Genomic DNA, 19660 nt, shown 5'->3' on the forward strand with positions numbered 1-19660 from the left:
GCTGTTACGATTTAAAACAAACTTAATGTGCCAGAAGCTCACTATCTACTTAAATAACAGTTATTTACCGTCAAAAATGGCGATACATAAAAACAACATCAGATTTACATAGTGATAAAAACCACTTTACCTGATACGCCCATATAGGTTATAGATAATAGGAAAATTATAAAATGTATACAAAACGATAGACCGTTTGTTCTAAGGAGACGCAATTGGATACCCAACCACATCAAGAGGCACAAGCCGATTCCCTACAGCTCGCCGTTGGTTCACTGTCACCCGACTATCAGGCTATCCTGAACGACGATGCCATGGCGTTTCTGACTGCACTTGTCAGTCAGTTTTCAGGCCGTCTGGACGATCTGCTTGCCCGCCGTGAAACACGTCAGCGTGAATTCGACAATGGCAAACTGCCTGGCTTCAGAGCCGACACAGCAGACATCAGAAATGATAAAAGCTGGCGAATTGCTGATATCCCTGCTCCGCTTCAGGATCGCCGGGTGGAAATTACGGGTCCGGTTGATCGCAAGATGGTAATCAATGCGCTGAACTCAGGCGCTAAAGTCTTTATGTGTTGTTTCGAGGATGCCACTGCGCCGAGCTGGGACAACATGGTACAAGGCCAGATCAATCTGCGTGATGCCAACCTGGGCGAGATGCGCTATTTCGACGACAACCGTCAGAAAGAATATGTCCTGAATGATAATCCGGCTCTGCTGATTGCACGTCCTCGTGGCCTGCATCTGCCTGAGCAGCACATTCAGTATCAGGGTAAATCTATCCCTGGCTGCCTGATGGATTTCGGTCTGTATTTCTTCCATAACTACCAGACCCGGGCTGACAAAGGCTTAGGTGTGTACTATTACCTGCCAAAGCTGGAGTCGATGGAAGAAGGCCAGTGGTGGGCCGATGTGTTCCGTTTCACCGAGAACTACTTCGGTACTCAGACAGGCACCATCAAAGCGACCGTGCTGATCGAAACCCTGCCCGCCGTTTTTGAAATGGATGAAATCCTGTACGCCATGCGCGATTACATCGTTGCCATGAACTGCGGCCGCTGGGATTACATCTTCAGTTACATCAAAACTCTCAAGCAGCATAAAGACCGCATTCTGCCTGACCGTCACGATGTGACCATGGCGCAGCCGTTCCTGACGGCATACAGCCAGCTGCTGATTGCTACCTGCCACCAGCGTGGCGCGCTGGCAATGGGCGGTATGTCTGCCTTTATTCCAAGTAAAGATCCTGAAGAAATGAAGCAGGTTCTGGAAAAAGTCATCGAAGACAAAGAGCGCGAGTCCAGCAATGGTCACGACGGTACCTGGGTAGCCCACCCTGGTCTGGTTGATACCGCAATGACAGTGTTTAACCAGCGCCTCGGCGGTAAGCCAAACCAGCTTGATTATCTGCCATCGGCCGCCAACGACATCACAGCCGCCGATCTGCTGGCACCTTGTGAAGGTCACCGTAATGAAGCCGGTGTTCGCAAGAATGTGCGTATCGCTTTGCTGTATATCGAAGCCTGGATCCGCGGGCTTGGCTGCGTGCCAATCCATGGTCTGATGGAAGATGCGGCAACCGCTGAAATCTCGCGCGCCAATATCTGGCAGTGGATACATCACGGTGTGACGCTGGACGATGGTCAGTTATTTACCGCAGAGCTGTTCCGCCACTGGCTGCAACAGGAAGTAGACAGCCTCAAGCTTGAACAGACGGACAACAGCCAGAATCGTCGTTTTGACGATGCGGCCAAACTGTTTGATGAACTGTCGACATCAGACGAATTTGCACCATTCCTGACATTACCAAGCTACCCGCTGTTGGTAGGCTGATTGTCTGCTCAGGGGGATTTCCCAGAGCGGTAGAGACGTTTACTCCCGGTCATCATGTATGAATGACATTTTCGGAGTAAAGCCGCTCACCGAGCATGGATTGGTGGCACATAAACAACATACCCGGCAGTCGGTAAACGGCTGCCGCTCAAAAAGTTAGTCAATTAATTCTTGATCGGAGGGATCACTATGAGCTTAACACTGGACGATGCACTGGTAATTACCAAGGGCGCATTCAGCACTGCCCTGACCAAAGGTGCTGCACCTCTCACTGTGGCTGTTCTCGACAGCGGCGGTAAACTTATTTCTCTGCAACGTCAGGACGGCTCCAGTATGCTCCGCCCTGAAATTGCCATCGCCAAAGCCTGGGGAGCCCTGGCACTGGGCTGCTCTTCCCGTAAACTCGCCATTGATGCCCAGCAGCGTCCGGCGTTCATGTCGGCAGTCAATGTACTGGCCGAAGGCAACCTGCTGCCGGTACCGGGTGGCGTCCTGATCCGCGGCAGCAACAACTGCCTGCTGGGCGCGGTTGGCATCAGCGGTGATTTATCCGAACTCGATGAGCTGTGTGCCATCGCCGGTATCAAAGCGGCAAACCTGGTAGCGGACGAAGTGGAAGTCGTGGAGTAATCATCGATACCCCGTTCACTATGCAAAGGGCCATCATTGATGGCCCTTTTACTGTTCAGGACGGGTCGTACCCGTTACTGATGGCTGCTGTTACTCGTCACTCTTCTTAGTGCATGCCTGTGTTTCAGCTGAAGCGTCGATAAAAGAATCAGGGCCGCGCTCAATGCGGGCTACCCGCCGTGCTGCCCGAAATGGCCGGGATCCCACACGGTACAACACCAGAGACGACAAAATCAGCGCACATCCCAGCGCTTTATTCAAAGTGAATACTTCGTCATACCACAGCACGCTGAGCGTTGCTGTCCACACAGGCTCCAGCAACATGATCAATGCCGCATTCGATGCCGTGATCTGTTTTTGCCCTACCGTTTGCAACACGTAACGTAAACTGGTGGCCAGCAGGGTACTGAGTGCGAACCAGCCCCAGACAGACGCCGGCACTTGCGCAGGTATCTGCTCAACGGTCAATGACATAATCAACGACAGCAAGCCGGTGACAAATAACTGAATGCAGGCCAGTAACAGTATCGGTATCTGCTGGGCGAACCGGCTGTTCACGTTAAAGTGTATCGCCAGCATAAAGGCACAGGCGGCAAACCAGATCTGGCTGTCAGATTGCTGCCAGCCGCCGGACAGCGATAACAGCGCCATGCCAGCCACAGCGACTGGCATAGAAATCCAAAATGACCGCGGCGGTTTCTGCCTGAAGAGCACCCAGGCGACAACCGGCACAAACAGCATCGACAGGCTGGCAATAAATGCCCCTTCCGCTAAGGCTTCCGTATTGGACATGGCATGAATCCAGCACATCATGGCCCCCCCCAGCAGCACGCCCACCAAGGCAGCAAAACTGATTGTCTTGAGCGTTGTGCGCCTTAACGCCGCATAACAAAACGGCAGCAGACACAGTGAAGCGAGCAGAAATCGCATGCCAATAAACAGAAAAGGCGGCAAGCCCTGCAGCGTTTCCTTAGAGAAAATCCACCCGATGGCCGCGAGCATAGTCGTCAGCACCAGAATAGCGCTTGCTTTATAGTTCGGATTCAACAGAAACGCTCCTTTTTAGTGCCACAACAGACAATTACACTCGTGTTGGACACACGGTGACAACCATATCAACACTAAACCGCCATTCAGGCAATGCTTTCTATGGGGAGCTGGCGGGAATGTTTCTTCATGCTGGTGAAACGGAGAGATTGAGCGTCAGGCATAAAAATGGCCATCAGTGTCAGTGATGGCCATTCTTGCAAAAACGAACAATTACCCTACCCGGTGAGCACGTATCCAGGTATGTGCACAATCCCCTTCTTTGTCGTAGCCGATATTCACGGGTTTACCGGTTGCATAGGCTGTCAGACAAAATGCTCAGTTACTGTGGAGTGACCGTAATTGCCTTAGTATCACCGTCAAACGTTATTGTGTAAGTGGCAAAATCAGTAACCTGATAATCGGCCGACGGGTAGGACTCAGACCAGTTGCCGTCGTCAATTTTAAAGCGGGCGGGTGATTCTTCGCCGTTGAAGCTTTGCATGCTTGTATACAGGCCAGTCTGCGGATCAAACTGCATCTCAGTTAAGCTCCAGCCATTCGATGTGCCGCGGAAATACCAGGTTTCACCGCCACCAGATGCGACAGACAGGCAGTCTGAAATATCACGCCAAACACCGTTCTGATAGCAGAGATTTGGATTGGTAGCGTTGAGATCAGCTGTCTGGTTGTTTCCCTGATCACTGAAGATAATATTGAGTGCGCTCAGATTGACGCCAAAATCATGACAGTAGCTGCCTCCTTCCTGCGCCATCAATGCTCCAGGCCAAGTTGCATCGGCGACAGGTTCTGACGCAGACACATTCCAGTAATATAGTGTCGGCTGGCTGAAGTTCTGTGGGTTATCGAAACATACCTTAGTGACAACCGTCTCACCACAATCAGAGGTACATCCCTGTCCCAGTTTCGCACCGACATGAATGGCTGCGGCATCATGTGAAGCGACATCAAAGTGCGCATACCCCAGACTGTCGACCTGAATCGTCGAACCACTACAACTGCCTGACTGGGCATCAAAGTTACCCGCGATAATATTACAGTACTCACCTGGCGGCATGCCCGTCATGAAGCTTTGGCTGATCACTTTAGAATCGTCGCGGTTGATGGCCACAAAGCCTAAGCCACCCCGACCAAAAGCAATCTGGTTATTGCCATCGTCCCACCAGTTGGTGACATGGAATTCGGACGCAGTATGGTTTCGGAAAGCGACCATGTTTGCGATACCACGCCATTTGTGTTCACACACCCAGTCGCCGCCATCAAATCCACAGGCATTGCCGGAATGAACGCCGGTGGAAGGCGGACCTGCGTCAAAGCTATCAAAGTAATATCCCGACATGATTTTGGGATAACCGTAGGGATACGCCAGCGTAAACACATTGCCGAGGAAATACAGATTACCGAAGTCCTGATGGCTGAGCACCTGCTGCGGATTATGACGTTCTTCATCATGGTTTGTGGTAAAAGTGACAGCACTTTCACTGGGCAGCCAGCCACTCCAGGAGCCAATCCCATTCAGATCTTTGATACCACCGTGTTTAAATTTAGGGCCGATAGTGCGTGCAAAATTAAACTCAGTGACATCGCCAATATAAGTGTATTCGCTGGTCTGTACCGGTTCGCCGGCAGCACCAATAACTTCCTGAAAGAGGTATGGATTACCATTGAGCTTATTCTTAATGGCGGCAATGTCAGCAGCCGGAATATGTTTAGCTGCATCAATCCGGAAACCGGCCACCCCCATGCTTATTGCATCATTCATATAATCAGCAATTTTCTGGCGTACATACTCAGACTCAGTCTTCAGATCGTTCAAACCCACCAGGTCACAATTTTGAATTGACCATCGATCGCTGTAATTAATATCGTCTGTACATGTATGAAAATCGTCTGCGCTATAAGGCACTTCGGGAAAATATCTGTCCTGCGCGGCCATATGGTTAATCACAGCATCAACATAAATATCCACACCAGCCGCCTGACAGCGTTGCACCATATCGGCAAACTCGGCGCGGCTGCCACTTCGCCCCTCAAACACGTAGCTCATGGGTTGATAACGCGCCCACCAGGCTGAATTGCTGACACTTTTCTGTGGTGGCGATACCTGAACAGCCGCAAACCCTTTTGGTCCGAGGAAGGTTTCACATTCTGTCGCAATATCATTCCAGCGCCACTCAAATAAATGAACAAAAGCCGTTTTCGGCACTTCCTGCGCCATCGCAGGTGTCGCACTGAGCAGACTACAACTCAGAATAATCGCAGCAGGGATAGGTTTTTTAAATATCATTGTCTTTCCTTCGTATTTGGAGTAGGTACAGTTTCGTTTTCACACACATCACGAAAAAGCTTCAAATACTGTAGAAAAACTGATTACTTTCGCGTTAAAAAATTAATGGTATTGTGAATAGTCTCTATTTTGGTGCAGAGACACTCCGTAACAGCAGTATTTAGATCACAAGATGTATCTCTCGTCTTGTAGATAGCAATAAAACATAAAACCACCCAATGTAAACAGATGAATTAAAATGGAATTTTCAAATTCCAACCCGTACAAAGCGTGATTTAAATCATGGTTTATTTTACATTAATAAAAACACTCACGACTCCCAACTTCCTGACTATATACCAGCAACCGGAAAACTCTCACCAGAGTACCTCCTGAGTACCATTCCAAAATATTTTATTATTCTATCGCCATCCAATACGACATATAAGTTACCAATTATATTTTCCCGTATTACGCCAAAACATCACATAGCTTATTTACCCTCGAAATGTCATGCCGGATAATTAATTTTTCTTATATTTACTAAACCAATTTATTGAACACCCCGCAAAACTAACGGCCACTCACAAGAGGCGTCCAGTTTTCAGCCCAGGTGTGATTCGTGCTTTCCCCCATAGACGCCAAAGATGCAGTCATAAATTCAATAAACACTCTGACTCTGGTGGGTAAATATTCGCGCTTAGGGTAGATGGCAAACACACCATTATCAGGTTGTGGCGGCCTGAAATACGGATACAGGGATACTAAGGTGCCGTTGTTCAAGCCCTGTTTTGCAAGAAAGTGAGGTAATTGAGCAAAGCCCAGACCATCGGCACACATACAGGCCATTGCTTCGCCATCATCAGTGATATGCGTCCGTTCTAATTCATAAGGAACATATTCACCCTGCTCATTCAGCAAAAAGATGGGCTGCAGTTGTTGTGTCTCTTTGATACGAAAACCAATCCAGCTGTGCTGGTGAAAGTCATCGGCACATTGGGGTGTACCCTGGGCCGCTAAATAGTGTGGTGAGGCACAGACGAGAAAGTCCATTGGGCTCAGGCGCCGGGCCACCAGCCGACTGTCCTTTACGTAACCCGTACGCAGCGCGATATCAATATCGTTTTCAATGATATCGGCGTGTAAATCATTAATTTCCAGATCTAGCTTGATGGCTGGGTAACGCTGACAGAATGCCTGCAGCAAGGGACGAAGATAGAGATGGCCGTAACAGACGGCCGAACTGATGCGCAGAGTACCGCTGGGCGAATCATTCAAATGCTTGAGCTCATCTTCGCAGACGGTGAGATCCTGAATCATCTTGCGCACTGTATCGGCATAGCGCTGACCCGCGGCGGTAATTCGCAATTGTCGGGTAGAGCGCTGAAAAAGCGTCAGTCCTAACTGCGCTTCCAGCCGGCTGATTGCCTTACTGACCGTGGATGGATCAGTGCTACAGGCTCGTGCCGCTGCCACAAAACTCTCGCCATCACAGGTGGCTAAGAATATTTCTAATGACCTGAGTTTATCCATTTACTGAGCATCATGAGTTTATCCGTTGGCTGACTATAACAATAAAGATTCATGAATAGTATTCACGACTCAATGGAATTTTGGCCTATTTTTCTTCCCTTTGCTGAATCTTAACATTCAGGCTCCAACAACAAACCCTGTTACGTCAATGAGGCATTATGTTCAGAAAACTATCCGCCAATCATCCACTGGTCTATTTTTTCCTGGCATTTATCACTATGGCCGGACTTTCCTATATTAATTTTCTGCCGGGTGTGGTGAATGCTCTCGCAGGCAGTATTGGTTTTAGCGATGCACAGGCCGGACAGATTGTTGCACTCAATGGCTACGGTGGCCTTTTGGGCAGCACTGTGGCTATTTTCCTGGTGCGCCGAATTTATTGGCAGTCTGCCATATATACGTTTTTAGTAGTGTTAGCTGTTACTGACATAGGGACTCTATGGATTGAAACCTACAGTGTCATGCTTGGCTGGCGCTTTTTAGCCGGTTTTTTCGGTGGGCTTTGTGTCGGTATCGGTTTTTCTGTACTGGCCAGGTTAAGCAATGCAGATCGTGCTTTTGGTACCTTGCTACTGATACAGTTCAGCCTTGGTTCTTTGGTAATTTACCTGCTGCCGGCACTCGAAACACTGCTGAGCGCTTATGCGGTGTTTTATGTCATGGCAGGCTTTGCCCTGTTAAGCCTGATGATGATGCTGTTTCTGCCTTCTCTTGCCAGTGAGCGTACGCCAGCCAAACAATCGGGGCTGTTGTCAGAACTGAATGGAAACGCGGTGTTATTGATGCTGGCTATCACCGCCTTTCAGATTGCCGCCAGCGCCATCTGGACTTATGTCGGGCGCATCGGCCTCGGGGCGGGCATTAGCGCGGATAATGTCAGTCTGTATATCGCAATAACCGGATTACTGGGCTTATTGGGGGCAATGTTACCAGTGATAAGCGGCAATCGTTTTGGTCGTTTGCCTTGGATTGTCGCTGGTGTTGCTTTGTCGAGTATTTCTGCGCTCTTGCTCAGCGTCTCGCCACTCACCCCGCTTCTTTATGCCACTTCAATGACGCTGCTGTTTTTTTCCTGGCCCGCGGTTCAGTCCTATTTGCTAGCGGTAACAGCTGACATGGACAGCACGGGACGTCTTTCAGCACTGGCGGCTGTTGTTTCTTCTGTCGGTTTAGCGACAGGCCCGCTGCTTGCTTCCGGCTTATTAGATAACGGTAACTTTTCGATCATGCTCTATGCCTGCGCTCTGGTCTTTCTCTCATGTCTCTTTCTGTTATTCAAGCCAGTTCAGGCACAGGAAAGAGCAAAAGCCGATGTACTGCCATCTCATTATCAGCCAAACACTAAGGATCCAATATGATTCGCTATCTGTTCAGCAAAATGCTTCTGGCATTCAAAAACCGTTACGATTACGACATTCGTTATCAGCAGGATATTCTGAAAACCGACCTCGGGGCTTTCCTGAAGTTTATGGGATTTCAGACCATGTCTTCTCATTCGGGGAATTTGCCCGCGGGGCCACTGTATGCCGCCAGAATACGCGCCATTATCTGGGACGATTGCGGCCCATGCACACAATTGGCGGTAAATATGGCCCTGGAGGCCAAAATAAGCCCGGATATTGTACAAGCCATTATTAATAAAGACTTCAACAATCTGCCTGACGATATTGCCCTGGTGGTGAAGTTTACTGAATCTGTATTGGCTCATCACCCTGAAGCGGATGACTATCGTGAGAAAATACTGGCTTTGTGGGGCCCTAAAGGGCTGATTACGATTGGTTTTGCCATCAGCACTTATCGGGTTTACCCGGCTCTGAAATACACTTTGGGCTATGGGAAAACCTGTCAGCGAATTCGGATCAACGCATCATCCATCACACCTGAGCGGGACGCGGCATTAACCGGGGAGGTTGAGAATGCAGAGTAAATGGAGCATCAGAATAGCTGTGCTGCTCGGATTGGCAGCATTGAGTAACGGCGTATTGATGACGATCGCCCCTGAACCCTGGTATTGGATGGTGCCGGGGGTGCCGGACCGGGGACCGTTCAATCAGCATTTTCTGCGCGATATTGGCATGAATTACAGCCTGATCGGTGCCGCTTTTATTTGGGGAGCGATTGACACCAGGCATAGCTTGACACTTTGGTTGATGCCAACGGCCTGGTTAGCCGGCCATGCCATTTTCCATGTGTGGGAAGTGCTTGCTGGCATTTGCGGGCCTGAATTTCTGATCATTGATTTCGGCGGTGTTACCCTGCCCGCATTGCTGGCGCTGTGGCTGATTTATACCGGTTATAAGAAACAGGCGCATGAATAGTACAAAGCGTGTTTTTCTCTTACTTAGTCTGAGTATCGCCTTAGGGGCAACACTGGCTATCGTAGCCCTCGAACTCAACGCACAACAACCCAAGACACAACAAGCCATTGAATGGCTGGACAACCCGCGCAGTCTGGCAAGTTTTAGCCTTGAATCTGCGGCCGGTGAGTTTACTAACCAATCGTTAATGGGGCATTGGACCATCGTATTATTTGGCTTTCTCCATTGCCCTGACATCTGCCCAACCAGTCTGGCACAGCTATCCCGGCTCTCTGCTGCCCTGACAGAAAACTCTGGCAAACATGATGTTACTTTTGTTTTTGTGTCTGTTGATCCCGGGCGGGATTCAGTTGCCGAACTCAGCCAATATTTGCAGTACTTTGATACTTCGATTCTTGGTGTAACGGGTAACGAGGTGCAGTTAACGCGTTTTGCAAACAGCCTTGGTGTTCGGTTTGAAGTCTCAGCAAATAAGGAAGACTACAGCGTTGCACATTCCATCAAATTTTCGATTATCGATCCGGCAGGTCTCTTCCGAGGGCGGTTCAGCCCTGAATTCGATACTTCCGGCTTAGCTCGTGACTTGATAGCCAATCTTGAATAGATGTGGGTAATACCAGCCACGCTTACTCACCTTTCATTAGTCAATGTGTCTATATCGACGTCACAATGACCAGCACCGTCGATCAATGTGCATGGCTTTTTATAACATCGAATTTATATACGGTTAGATTGAATAAGGGACTGACCATTCTTAGGCTTATAAAAATAGAATCCTTGCATCAAATCCACACCGGCCTCTTTCACCAGTTCAGCCTGAGCAATGTCTTCAATCCCTTCTGCAACTACAGAGGTTCCTTTTTCATTGCACATGTTCACCAGAAATTTAACATAAGCCCGCACTGAGCTATTCTCTTCCATTTTTTTTATAATGGCTCTGTCCAGCTTAATCTGAGTGAAAGGGATGGAAAAAAAGGTATTGAAAGAAGTATAACCGGAGCCAAAATCATCCAGAGAAATAGTGAAACCGGCCTGATTCATTGCCAGCAGTTGTTGTACTGCAAAAGGGTTCGATTCAAGAACAATAGATTCTGTCACCTCTATCGTCAGGTATTCTGGTTGTAATTCATAATGGCGAACAATATCCAGGAAATGAGCAACAAAGTCTGGCTGCATCAATTGAATAACCGATACATTCACCGACGCCTTAATGACGCTGGTGTGGGCCTCTCTGTATTGATTTAAAAACTCACATGCCAGCACAAGTACATGGTAACCCAGCTCGACAATATCCCCGTTTTCTTCTGCAATACTGATAAATTCAGTTGGCATGATCTCGCCATAACGAACGCTGTTCCAGCGAACCAGAGATTCCACACTCACTATTTTACCTGTAAAAGCACAGACAATAGGCTGAAATAACAAATAAAACTCTTTGTCTGTAATTGCTTTTTTTATCCCGGTTTCTAAAAAAAGATGGCGTTCAATCGATCGTTTCTCATCATCGGCATAAAATGAAATACAGGCATCTTTTTCTGATCCGTGCCGCATGATTAACGTTGATTTATATAACAGTGATTCAGCATCTTCACAAAGGGCATTATCTTCTTTTAACAGATAAACCCCTACATTCAATGCGTGTAATGTCGACTGATGAAAGGAGCGAAAGCGTTGTTCAAACTCAGTAAGCACTGAACCAATTTGTAGTTTCAATACGTTCTCAGAGTACACCCCCTTCTGTAACACTACAAATTCATCGGGCTGAGTTCTGTATACGTTTTGCGAACCAAAGGCTTCTTTCAGACATTCGGCACACAATAAAATGATACTGTTACCCGCCTGGTATCCAAGAACATCCATCATCTGGTTTAACTTGTTTAACCCAAATGTCATGATGGCAGCCTGACTCTTAGCTTCCAACTGCTCTGTCAGGGTTTCAACTAATTTACGCCGATTGTTAAAACCCGTCAGTGAATCGCAATAAGCCAGTTGGTACAGCTTGTCCTCATATTGCTTTTTCTCTGTGATATCTTTATGAGCCCCTACCATATACAGAATATTACCGCTGTCATCGGCATGAATGACACCGACTGCTTCAATCCAGTGGTACTCACCCTGTCGGTTACGCACCCGGTACTGACTGATAAAACGGGTTATTTTCTCTGTGACCTGGGTATTAAGGTTTTGAATAAACTGACTTTTATCCTCAGGATGCATAATGGCAATCCACTCATCCAGTGGCGAGCCATGCAAAGACACAGCGAAATTTTCATAAAAGTGGCTATTGTAAAAATTCACCACATTATCTGGTGTCATTTCCCACAAGCCTTCACTGCCAGCATCAAATATTTCCAACCACCTATGCTGATTATTAACCACTTTGCTGCCGATAATGTCAGATTTCACGATAAACCCAGTAGATTGCCTGTAGAAAAATGAAGCGCGTAATATACCATAAAAGGATAAGTGATTAACACATCAACAATAATGAATAGTTACTCTATACAGAAGAATAGTTGAACCAACCAGCCACTGGTTTAAACTCAGTGTAATCCACTGAAATATTTAACTAAATCAGTATTACAAAGCAAAGTATAACGACACGGGTACTCGGTTTACTCTTAATCATGCTTCTGATCATTCAGAGCATATTCCAATATGCTCTGTGGTAAAACTGCCGTGTTCAGCGACGTTTAATCGGGACTGATTTCCAGCTCGAGCAACTTCTGTCCTACCATGGGCCGATAAAAGTAATAGCCTTGCATTAAATCAACACCTGCTTCTCTGACTAATTCGGCATGAGCACTGTCTTCTATACCTTCCGCGACGACAGAAATTCCTTTTTCACGGCACAGAACAACCAGAAATTTGACATAAGAGTATACGGATGAATCATCAGCCATTTTTTTGACGATGCATCTGTCAAGCTTGAGCTGTGTAAAAGGGATAGAAAAGAAAGTGTTAAATGAGGAATACCCAGAACCGAAATCATCCAGTGAAATTGAAAATCCTAAATCATTAAGTATCAGCAACTGCTCCACAGCAAATGCATTGGTTTCTAATACAGCGGATTCAGTAACTTCAACCGTCAGATAGCTCGGGGATAACTGATACTGATTGACAATTGCCAAAAATCTGCGAACAAAGTCTGCCTGCATCAGTTGGATAACAGAAATATTGACCGATAATTTAAAATCATGCTGGTGCTGTCTGCGATACTCCGCAACATATGAGCACGCTAAATGCAGCACATGATATCCCAATGGAATAATGTCCTGATTAGCTTCCGCAATCCCGATAAACTCACCCGGATTAATTTCACCATAAATGACACTGTGCCAACGGAGCAATGATTCGACACTCTTTATCTTCCCTGTCGTTGCGCAGACTATTGGCTGGAACATTAAATAGAATTCATCATCCTGAATAGATTTCTCTATACCGGTTTCCAGAAAAAGATGCCGCTCAATAGCTCGCTGCTCATCGTCCGCATAAAACGCAATGCGTGAATCATGTTCTTTCCCGTGGCGCATGACCAGCATGGATTTATATAAAATCGATTCCTCATCTTCAGTCGCTGCGGAACCACCGGGCAACTGATAAACCCCGGCATTTAATTTTTGAATAGTGGTATCGTGAATGGCGCGAAATCGCTGATCAAACAATGTGATCGCTTTATTAATAGTGCTGCATAACATCGATTTTTCAGGGCAGTCTTTGAGCATGACGACAAATTCGTCGGAATACGACCGGAAGATCAGATCTGTGTCAGTAAAGACTTCACTGATCGCCTCAGCACACAGCTTTATCAACTGATTGCCAGCCTCAAAACCAAAAACTTCGACAAACTGACTAAACTTCGTCAGCCCAAAAGTAATAATAATGCCCGAGACACCATCGGCCTGAATGACTTTAAGTTGCTCAACCAACCGCCGCCGGTTCCACAAACCAGTCAGAGAATCCCGGTAAGCTAATTGGAATAATTTTTCATCATGCAATTTTTTTTCGGTGATATCTTTATGTGAACCAACCAGATATTGCAATTCGCCATGCTCGTCGGTATTCAGTACACCAACCGCTTCAATCCAGCGGTAATCATTCTGCCGATTCCGAATCCGGTATTGGCTGGTAAAATAGCTGATTTTCTCCGTCACCTGTTGATTCACATTATTTTGGAATTGTTCAATATCATCAGGATGCATAATGGCGATCCACTCATGCATCGGAGAACCATTCAAAGTCACGTCAAAATTTTCATAAAAACGCGTGTTATAAAATTTCACCACATTCCCTGGCGTCAGTTCCCACAGGCCCTCACTGCCCGCATCAAAGACTTCTAACAACCGGTTCCGGTTTACAGCTAAATTGATGTTGATAATGCCTGATTTCACGCCTTGCCCAACTCACTTACCAGATCAAATAATGAGCGCGCAATATACCATATGAGGATATGCTAAAGTACAACGGCAAAGCGAATATGTGCCCCACCTGCCAACATCGAGAAAAAGCACCGCTAAAGACTGACTTTGCTATAGAAGTCAAAATGATAACGTTGTTGATGCACCATTTTACGGAAGGTATGACTTGTCGCACGTTTTCAGAAATGAAACCCGGTGCCTACCTCAATGAAGCTGTTCATTTTTATTTACAGCCCGAAATCGTTTGGCTTTCTTGGCCAATGGTTGCCATCAAAATACTGTGCCAGGTGATCGATCAGCCCCCGCACCGCCGGCAATAAATATTCTCGTGCCGGATAAAGTGCATATACCGACATTGATTTGGGTACCCAATCCGCTAACACCACGGCTAACCTGCCCGCTTGAATATCGTCATTAACCAGATACGTGGGTTGCACAGCAATTCCTGCTCCTTCTATCGCCGCGGCTTTCAATACAGTGGCTTCGTTTGAAATGAACCGGCACGTCACTTCTACCGACTCAGTAACGTTATTTTTCGTCAGGTGCCACACATGCTGCTCGAAACTACGATTGCCAAGACACTGATGATGGCTGAGATCCGCCGGTGTTCGTATGTCAGGCCACTGTGCAAGATAGGAAGGTGACGCCACGATAACAGAGTCGCAACCTGCTATCGGTTTACCGATTAATGACGGATCCGGCGCCATAGCAATACGTATGGCTAAATCAAATCTTTCTGCAATCAGGTCAGTTACCTGATCGCGGACATCAATTTCAACAGAGACCTCAGGGTTGAGCGCTAAAAATGGCTGTATCGCCTTAGCAAGCTGCGCATGAGCGAAAGACATACTGGTCGTTAACCTGATATGGCCGCTGAGCCGATCTGCAGGCTGCAATGTCACCGCAATGTGCTCGGCCTGCTCGACCCAGAGCTTGATTTCTTTCAGGCACTGCTGGCCCGCGGTTGTTAATGCCACTTTGCGGGTTGTGCGCTGTAGCAACCGGGTCTTCATCCATTCCTCCATGGTGGCGATATAGCGGGTCACCATAGAGCGGGACATCTCCAGCCGATCGGCTGTCGTGGTGAAACTTTCAGTTGTTGCGACATCAATAAACACTTTTGCTGCCGTGAGTCTGTCCATTCATTTGTCCGATTTAAGAAACAATGTTGTTGATAATTGATTCTATATCCAATCAAATGAAATCACTATGATGCATGCCATTCCCAATGACATTCGCTGGAGCGAACACATGAAAAAGACATTCTTAATGGCAGCCTCTCTTGTGGCACTTTCTACCGCTACTCTGGCCGAAGCGGCACCGCTTTCAACCCAGGTTTACAACGCTGATGGTAACAGCTTCCATGTTAATGCCACTCTGGTCTATGGCGAGCATGACGCCATGCTGGTCGATACCGGTTTTACCCGTGCCGATGCCATGCGAATCGCCGCTATGGTGCTGGACAGTGGCAAGACACTGAAAACCATTTTTATCAGCCAGGCCGATCCGGATTACTACTTTGGCGCACAAGTGCTCAAAGAGCAGTTTCCTGAAGCGCGCCTGATCACCACGCCTGCAGTGCGTGCGGTGATCAAAGACAAAATGGCGGGCAAACTGGCATTCTGGACCCCAAAAATGGGCGATAACGCACCAGTGAAAACCTTGCTTCCTGACGCGTATGAGCAAACCACTTTAACGGTTGACGGTGAGACTATTGAAATCCGTGACACCAGTGGCGAGCTGGCGCACCGCCCTTACCTGTGGATCCCGTCCAGTAAAACGGTGCTGGGCAATGTTGCCGTATACGGTAACGTTCACCTGTGGATGGCTGACGCACAGACACCTGCTGAACAAACCGCCTGGACACAGCAGCTGGAAGCCATGCAGGCACTGAAGCCGCAAACTGTCATTCCGGGCCACATGAAAGCAGGCACGCCAATGACGGCTGAAAACATCACGTTTGCACTGAACTACCTGAAGGCATTTCAGCAAACCGTCAAAGCCAGTGACAACAGCCAGCAAGTCATCGACACCATGGAGAAGCGCTACCCGGATGCTGGCCTGCCGATGGCCCTGAGTATTGGTGCAAAAGTTCACATGGGAGAGATGAAATGGTAAATACTGGCGTGACAGTCCATTACTTTTACGATCCACTTTGCGGCTGGTGCTTCGGTGCCGGCCCGCTGATTGAACACCTGGCTGAGCGCGATGATATTGAGCTCATACTGCATCCCGGAGGCTTGTTTGACAGCAGAGCACTCGACAAAGCGAGCCGCCAGCACTTTCTCGACAGTGATCAGCGTATCCACGCCCTGAGTGGCGTCATCTTTGGCGATGCCTATCAGACAAAGATGCGACATGCAGAACATGTGGTTCTTGATTCCATAGTGCCGATACGCGCCATTCTGGCAGCCGGACAATGCGGAAAATCAGCGTTAGCGATGCTCAAACGGATCCAGCTCGCCCATTATCAGCAAGGCGAGACAGTGCATGATGAAAAAGTATTAACCGGGCTGGCAGCCGAGATGGGTATTCCGGCTGAGATCTGGCATCAAGCGCTCATCACGGCGGATGAAGGTGCCGTTATTGCCCGCACAGCCAACCTGATGATGCAACATCAGCTGAGAGGCTATCCGTCAATGACGGTTGAGCAGGACGGGCAATTGAAACATATCGCAGTACAGTCATATTTTGGCAAGCCAGCAGAATGGGCGGCCTACTGGGATTCACTGTCCGGCTAACAAGGTGACAACTTTTTGAAGGCACAAAAAAGCCAGCTGAAATGCTGGCTTTTGTCTGTCTTGCACAACCAGGCTGAATACCTCAGCTTGGTGAAATATGGAGGCGCGTCCCGGAGTCGAACCGAGGTACACGGATTTGCAATCCGCTGCATAGCCACTCTGCCAACGCGCCATTTTGTGATACCGCTTCATGTGTTGCGGTGCGGGTGCTAATTTACTGATTTTAAAATTTGAGTCAAACACTAATTGATATTTTGGGTTTAATTGTTCAAATTTTCTCTCAACCAGTTAAAAACTGCACCAAAGTGTTTATGTCACCGATAAAACAAAGGCCGGTCAGTGACCGGCCTTTCATTTTTCGCTTGGCTGGATCTTAATTCACCGACCACTGCGACAGCGAGCGCTTGAAGTCTTCATAGCCGAATTCATTCAGCTTCTGCACGTCGCCATTCGCACGCTGGCAGTAAATCGACGGCATTTTCAGGCCGTTGAACCAGTTCAGTTTCACCATGGTGTAACCGGCACTGTCCAGGATGTGCAGGCGCTGGCCAATTTCCAGCGGCTGATCAAACTGGGTGACACAGAACTGATCACCGGCCAGACACGAGCAACTGCCAATCACGTAACGGTGATCACCACTCTCGCTTGCGCCACGGACCGAAGCAGGTTCGTTATAGATCAAGGTATCCAGACGGTGCGCTTCTGTCGCACTGTCAACGATGGCTGTTTTGAGCTCGTTTTCAACGATATCGACTACAGTCACCACCAGATCGGTGGTTTGAGTAATGATGGCTTCGCCCGGCTCCAGATACAGCTGAACGCCGTGTTTATCAGAAAACGCTTTCAGTGCTGCGGCCAGTTTCTCTACATCGTAGCCCGGCCAGGTGAAGAAGACGCCGCCACCCAGACTCACCCATTTCAGCTGGTCCAGATACGTGCCGAACTGCTCAGAAATGTCATCCAGCAAACGAATAAAGGCATCCACATCTTTGTTTTCACAATTCATGTGGAACATCACACCATCGATAGTGCTGAAAACTTCCGGGTTGATGTGATTGATCTGAACACCCAGGCGAGAGAATTGACGTGCCGGATCGGCCAGATCCTGACCCGCATAACTGACACCAGGGTTAAGGCGCAGGCCCAGTTCAGCCTTGCCTTCCACCAGATGACGGTGCGCTGCCAGTTGATTTTGCGAGTTAAAAATCATTTTATCGCAGATATCCGCGACTTCTTTGACGTCATCTTCGCTGTAACCCACGCTGTAGGCATGCGTTTCGCCACCAAAGGTGTCATAACCCAGCTTCACTTCAAACGGGCCGCTGCTGGTGGTGCCGTCCAGGTACGGTTTGATGATGTCAAACACACCCCAGGTAGAGAAACACTTCAGGGCCAGAACCAGTTTAACGCCGGACAGTTCTTTCAGTTTCTTGGCAATTTCAAGATTGCGGATCAGTTTGCTCTCATCAATCATGAAATACGGGGTTTTTAATTCAGGATGCTGCATATTCTAAGCTTCTATCTAAAGAAGCCGGTGTCGTTTTCAACACCGGCTTGAATATGGTTAACTCAACAGTCGGTGACTTACTTGAGAATATTAATCAGTGGCTGGCGAGGTTCCAGCTCCTGAACATGCCAGTCCAGGCCAATTTTCGGCATAGTTGCCAGGAATGGATCCGGATCCAGCTGCTCCATATTGAACACGCCGGCATCAGCCCATTTACCAGCAAAGAACTGCAATGCCGCAGTAATCGCGGGTACACCTGTGGTGTAAGCAATCGCCTGATGCTCAACATCTTTGTATGCCACTTCATGATCAGCGTTGTTGTAGATAAACACGCTGCGAGACTCGCCACCTTTGGTGCCCTGCACCCAGGTACCGATACAGGTTTTACCTGTGTAACCCGGTGCCAGTGTGGTTGGGTCAGGCAGCAAAGCTTTCAGCACTTTCAGTGGTTCAACAACCGTACCGTCACCCAGAGTGACAGGTTCAGGATTCAACAAACCGATGTCACGCATGCAGTTGAAATAGTTCAGGTAACTGTCACCAAAGCCCATCCAGAATTCGATACGTTTCGCCGGGATGAATTCTTTCATTGAACGCACTTCGTCGTGCGCCATGGAGTACACTTTTTGTGAGCCGACCAGCGGGAAATCAAATTCCATCATGCGGGTGTGACAGCCAACCTGCTTCCACTCGCCGTCTTCCCAGTAGAAAGAGTCGCCCTGAATTTCCAGCATATTGGTTTCAGGATCGAAGTTGGTCGCAAATTTCTTACCGTGATCGCCGGCGTTGACGTCCATCACGTCGATAGAATCAATCTCATCGAACAGGTGCTTCACTGCATAGGCAGCAAAAACGCTGACGACGCCCGGATCAAATCCCGCACCCAGAATACCTGTGATGCCAGCTTGTGCAAATTTGTCACGGAAAGCCCACTGAGGGTCATAGGCTTCTGGCACTTGCTGGCCTTCGCTACAAAGGTCAACCGCCACTGATGTATCCAGATAGGACACTTTCGCCTGATAACAGGCTTCCATGATTGCAACGTTAACCCAAGGAGGACCAGCGTTAATAACAAGATCTGGCTGAACCTCTTTGATCAGTGCCACCAGGGCATCGACATCGTCAGCATCCACGGCACGAGCCTCAAGCTTCTTGCCTGGATCTTTCATATTGTTGCGACCCTTGATGGATTCAATGATCTGTTCGCACTTGTTCACAGTACGCGAAGCGATAGTAATATCACCTAACACATCATTGTTTTGAGCAGCTTTATGGGCAATAACCCAGCCAACACCCCCAGCACCGATTTGTAAAATTGCCATTTAATTCATTCCGTCTTCTTCAGATAAAACATTGGCTTGCTCC

The 19660-nt window shown here is 48.1% G+C and carries 16 protein-coding genes and 1 tRNA gene; 8 read left to right on the plus strand and 9 right to left on the minus strand.

Annotated features, from left to right (window positions below):
• The first annotated feature begins 314 nt into the window (after positions 1-314).
• A complete protein-coding gene (gene aceB, locus H511_RS0111475; protein ID WP_237582740.1) occupies positions 315-1835 on the plus strand; it encodes a malate synthase A in 1521 nt (506 codons plus the stop codon).
• Positions 1836-2024: 189 nt separating this feature from the next.
• On the plus strand, positions 2025-2465 hold the full coding sequence (locus tag H511_RS0111480; protein WP_027252425.1) for a GlcG/HbpS family heme-binding protein: 441 nt from the start codon (positions 2025-2027) through the stop codon (positions 2463-2465).
• 90 nt (positions 2466-2555) lie between these two features.
• Here the strand turns inward: H511_RS0111480 and H511_RS23210 are convergent, their stop codons facing one another.
• The 3 genes from H511_RS23210 to H511_RS0111495 form a co-directional block, all read right to left on the minus strand.
• Positions 2556-3515, minus strand: coding sequence for a DMT family transporter (locus H511_RS23210; RefSeq protein WP_081669260.1), 960 nt, complete (start codon positions 3513-3515; stop codon positions 2556-2558).
• 319 nt (positions 3516-3834) lie between these two features.
• Entirely contained in the window at positions 3835-5799 is a 1965-nt protein-coding gene (locus tag H511_RS23215; RefSeq protein ID WP_027252426.1) for a starch-binding protein, read from the minus strand.
• Between the two features lie 552 nt (positions 5800-6351).
• Positions 6352-7311: a LysR family transcriptional regulator gene (locus H511_RS0111495; protein WP_027252427.1), complete on the minus strand. Its 960-nt coding sequence runs from the start codon at positions 7309-7311 to the stop codon at positions 6352-6354.
• A gap of 158 nt (positions 7312-7469) precedes the next feature.
• Between H511_RS0111495 and H511_RS0111500 the strand changes: the two genes are divergently transcribed.
• From H511_RS0111500 to H511_RS23220, 4 genes are read left to right on the plus strand one after another with little or no spacing between them, the layout of a single operon-like run.
• Positions 7470-8669: an MFS transporter gene (locus H511_RS0111500; protein ID WP_027252428.1), complete on the plus strand. Its 1200-nt coding sequence runs from the start codon at positions 7470-7472 to the stop codon at positions 8667-8669.
• Complete coding sequence (locus H511_RS0111505; RefSeq protein WP_027252429.1) at positions 8666-9238, plus strand: hypothetical protein; 573 nt, start codon at positions 8666-8668, stop codon at positions 9236-9238. Before H511_RS0111500 ends, H511_RS0111505 begins: the two co-directional genes overlap by 4 nt.
• The gene (locus H511_RS0111510) at positions 9228-9629 is read left to right on the plus strand and encodes a hypothetical protein (RefSeq protein WP_027252430.1); all 402 of its coding nucleotides are present in this window, start codon (positions 9228-9230) and stop codon (positions 9627-9629) included. Before H511_RS0111505 ends, H511_RS0111510 begins: the two co-directional genes overlap by 11 nt.
• Positions 9622-10233, plus strand: a complete 612-nt coding sequence (locus tag H511_RS23220) for an SCO family protein (RefSeq protein ID WP_051288094.1) — start codon at positions 9622-9624, stop codon at positions 10231-10233. Before H511_RS0111510 ends, H511_RS23220 begins: the two co-directional genes overlap by 8 nt.
• A 113-nt stretch (positions 10234-10346) precedes the next feature.
• On the opposite strand, the gene H511_RS0111520 is transcribed toward H511_RS23220, so the two are convergent.
• The 3 genes from H511_RS0111520 to H511_RS0111530 all read right to left on the minus strand — a co-directional run bounded on the left by H511_RS0111520 (position 10347) and on the right by H511_RS0111530 (position 15189).
• Positions 10347-12035, minus strand: a complete 1689-nt coding sequence (locus H511_RS0111520) for a putative bifunctional diguanylate cyclase/phosphodiesterase (protein ID WP_027252431.1) — start codon at positions 12033-12035, stop codon at positions 10347-10349.
• Between the two features lie 287 nt (positions 12036-12322).
• Complete coding sequence (locus tag H511_RS0111525) at positions 12323-14020, minus strand: bifunctional diguanylate cyclase/phosphodiesterase (RefSeq protein ID WP_027252432.1); 1698 nt, start codon at positions 14018-14020, stop codon at positions 12323-12325.
• A gap of 254 nt (positions 14021-14274) precedes the next feature.
• Entirely contained in the window at positions 14275-15189 is a 915-nt protein-coding gene (locus H511_RS0111530; RefSeq protein WP_027252433.1) for a LysR family transcriptional regulator, read from the minus strand.
• A 109-nt stretch (positions 15190-15298) separates the two neighbouring features.
• Between H511_RS0111530 and H511_RS0111535 the strand changes: the two genes are divergently transcribed.
• Together H511_RS0111535 and H511_RS0111540 are read left to right on the plus strand one after the other, a co-directional pair.
• The gene (locus H511_RS0111535) at positions 15299-16165 is read left to right on the plus strand and encodes an MBL fold metallo-hydrolase (RefSeq protein ID WP_027252434.1); all 867 of its coding nucleotides are present in this window, start codon (positions 15299-15301) and stop codon (positions 16163-16165) included.
• Positions 16159-16788: a DsbA family protein gene (locus tag H511_RS0111540; RefSeq protein ID WP_027252435.1), complete on the plus strand. Its 630-nt coding sequence runs from the start codon at positions 16159-16161 to the stop codon at positions 16786-16788. Before H511_RS0111535 ends, H511_RS0111540 begins: the two co-directional genes overlap by 7 nt.
• 98 nt (positions 16789-16886) lie before the next feature.
• On the opposite strand, the gene H511_RS0111545 is transcribed toward H511_RS0111540, so the two are convergent.
• From H511_RS0111545 to H511_RS0111555, 3 genes are all read right to left on the minus strand, one after another.
• A tRNA-Cys gene (locus H511_RS0111545) sits at positions 16887-16960 on the minus strand.
• A gap of 201 nt (positions 16961-17161) precedes the next feature.
• Complete coding sequence (gene nspC, locus H511_RS0111550; RefSeq protein ID WP_027252436.1) at positions 17162-18295, minus strand: carboxynorspermidine decarboxylase; 1134 nt, start codon at positions 18293-18295, stop codon at positions 17162-17164.
• A gap of 77 nt (positions 18296-18372) precedes the next feature.
• A complete protein-coding gene (locus tag H511_RS0111555; protein WP_027252437.1) occupies positions 18373-19617 on the minus strand; it encodes a carboxynorspermidine synthase in 1245 nt (414 codons plus the stop codon).
• Positions 19618-19660: the final 43 nt, after the last annotated feature.

This window comes from Photobacterium halotolerans DSM 18316 (genome assembly GCF_000425165.1).
Lineage (GTDB): Bacteria > Pseudomonadota > Gammaproteobacteria > Enterobacterales > Vibrionaceae > Photobacterium > Photobacterium halotolerans.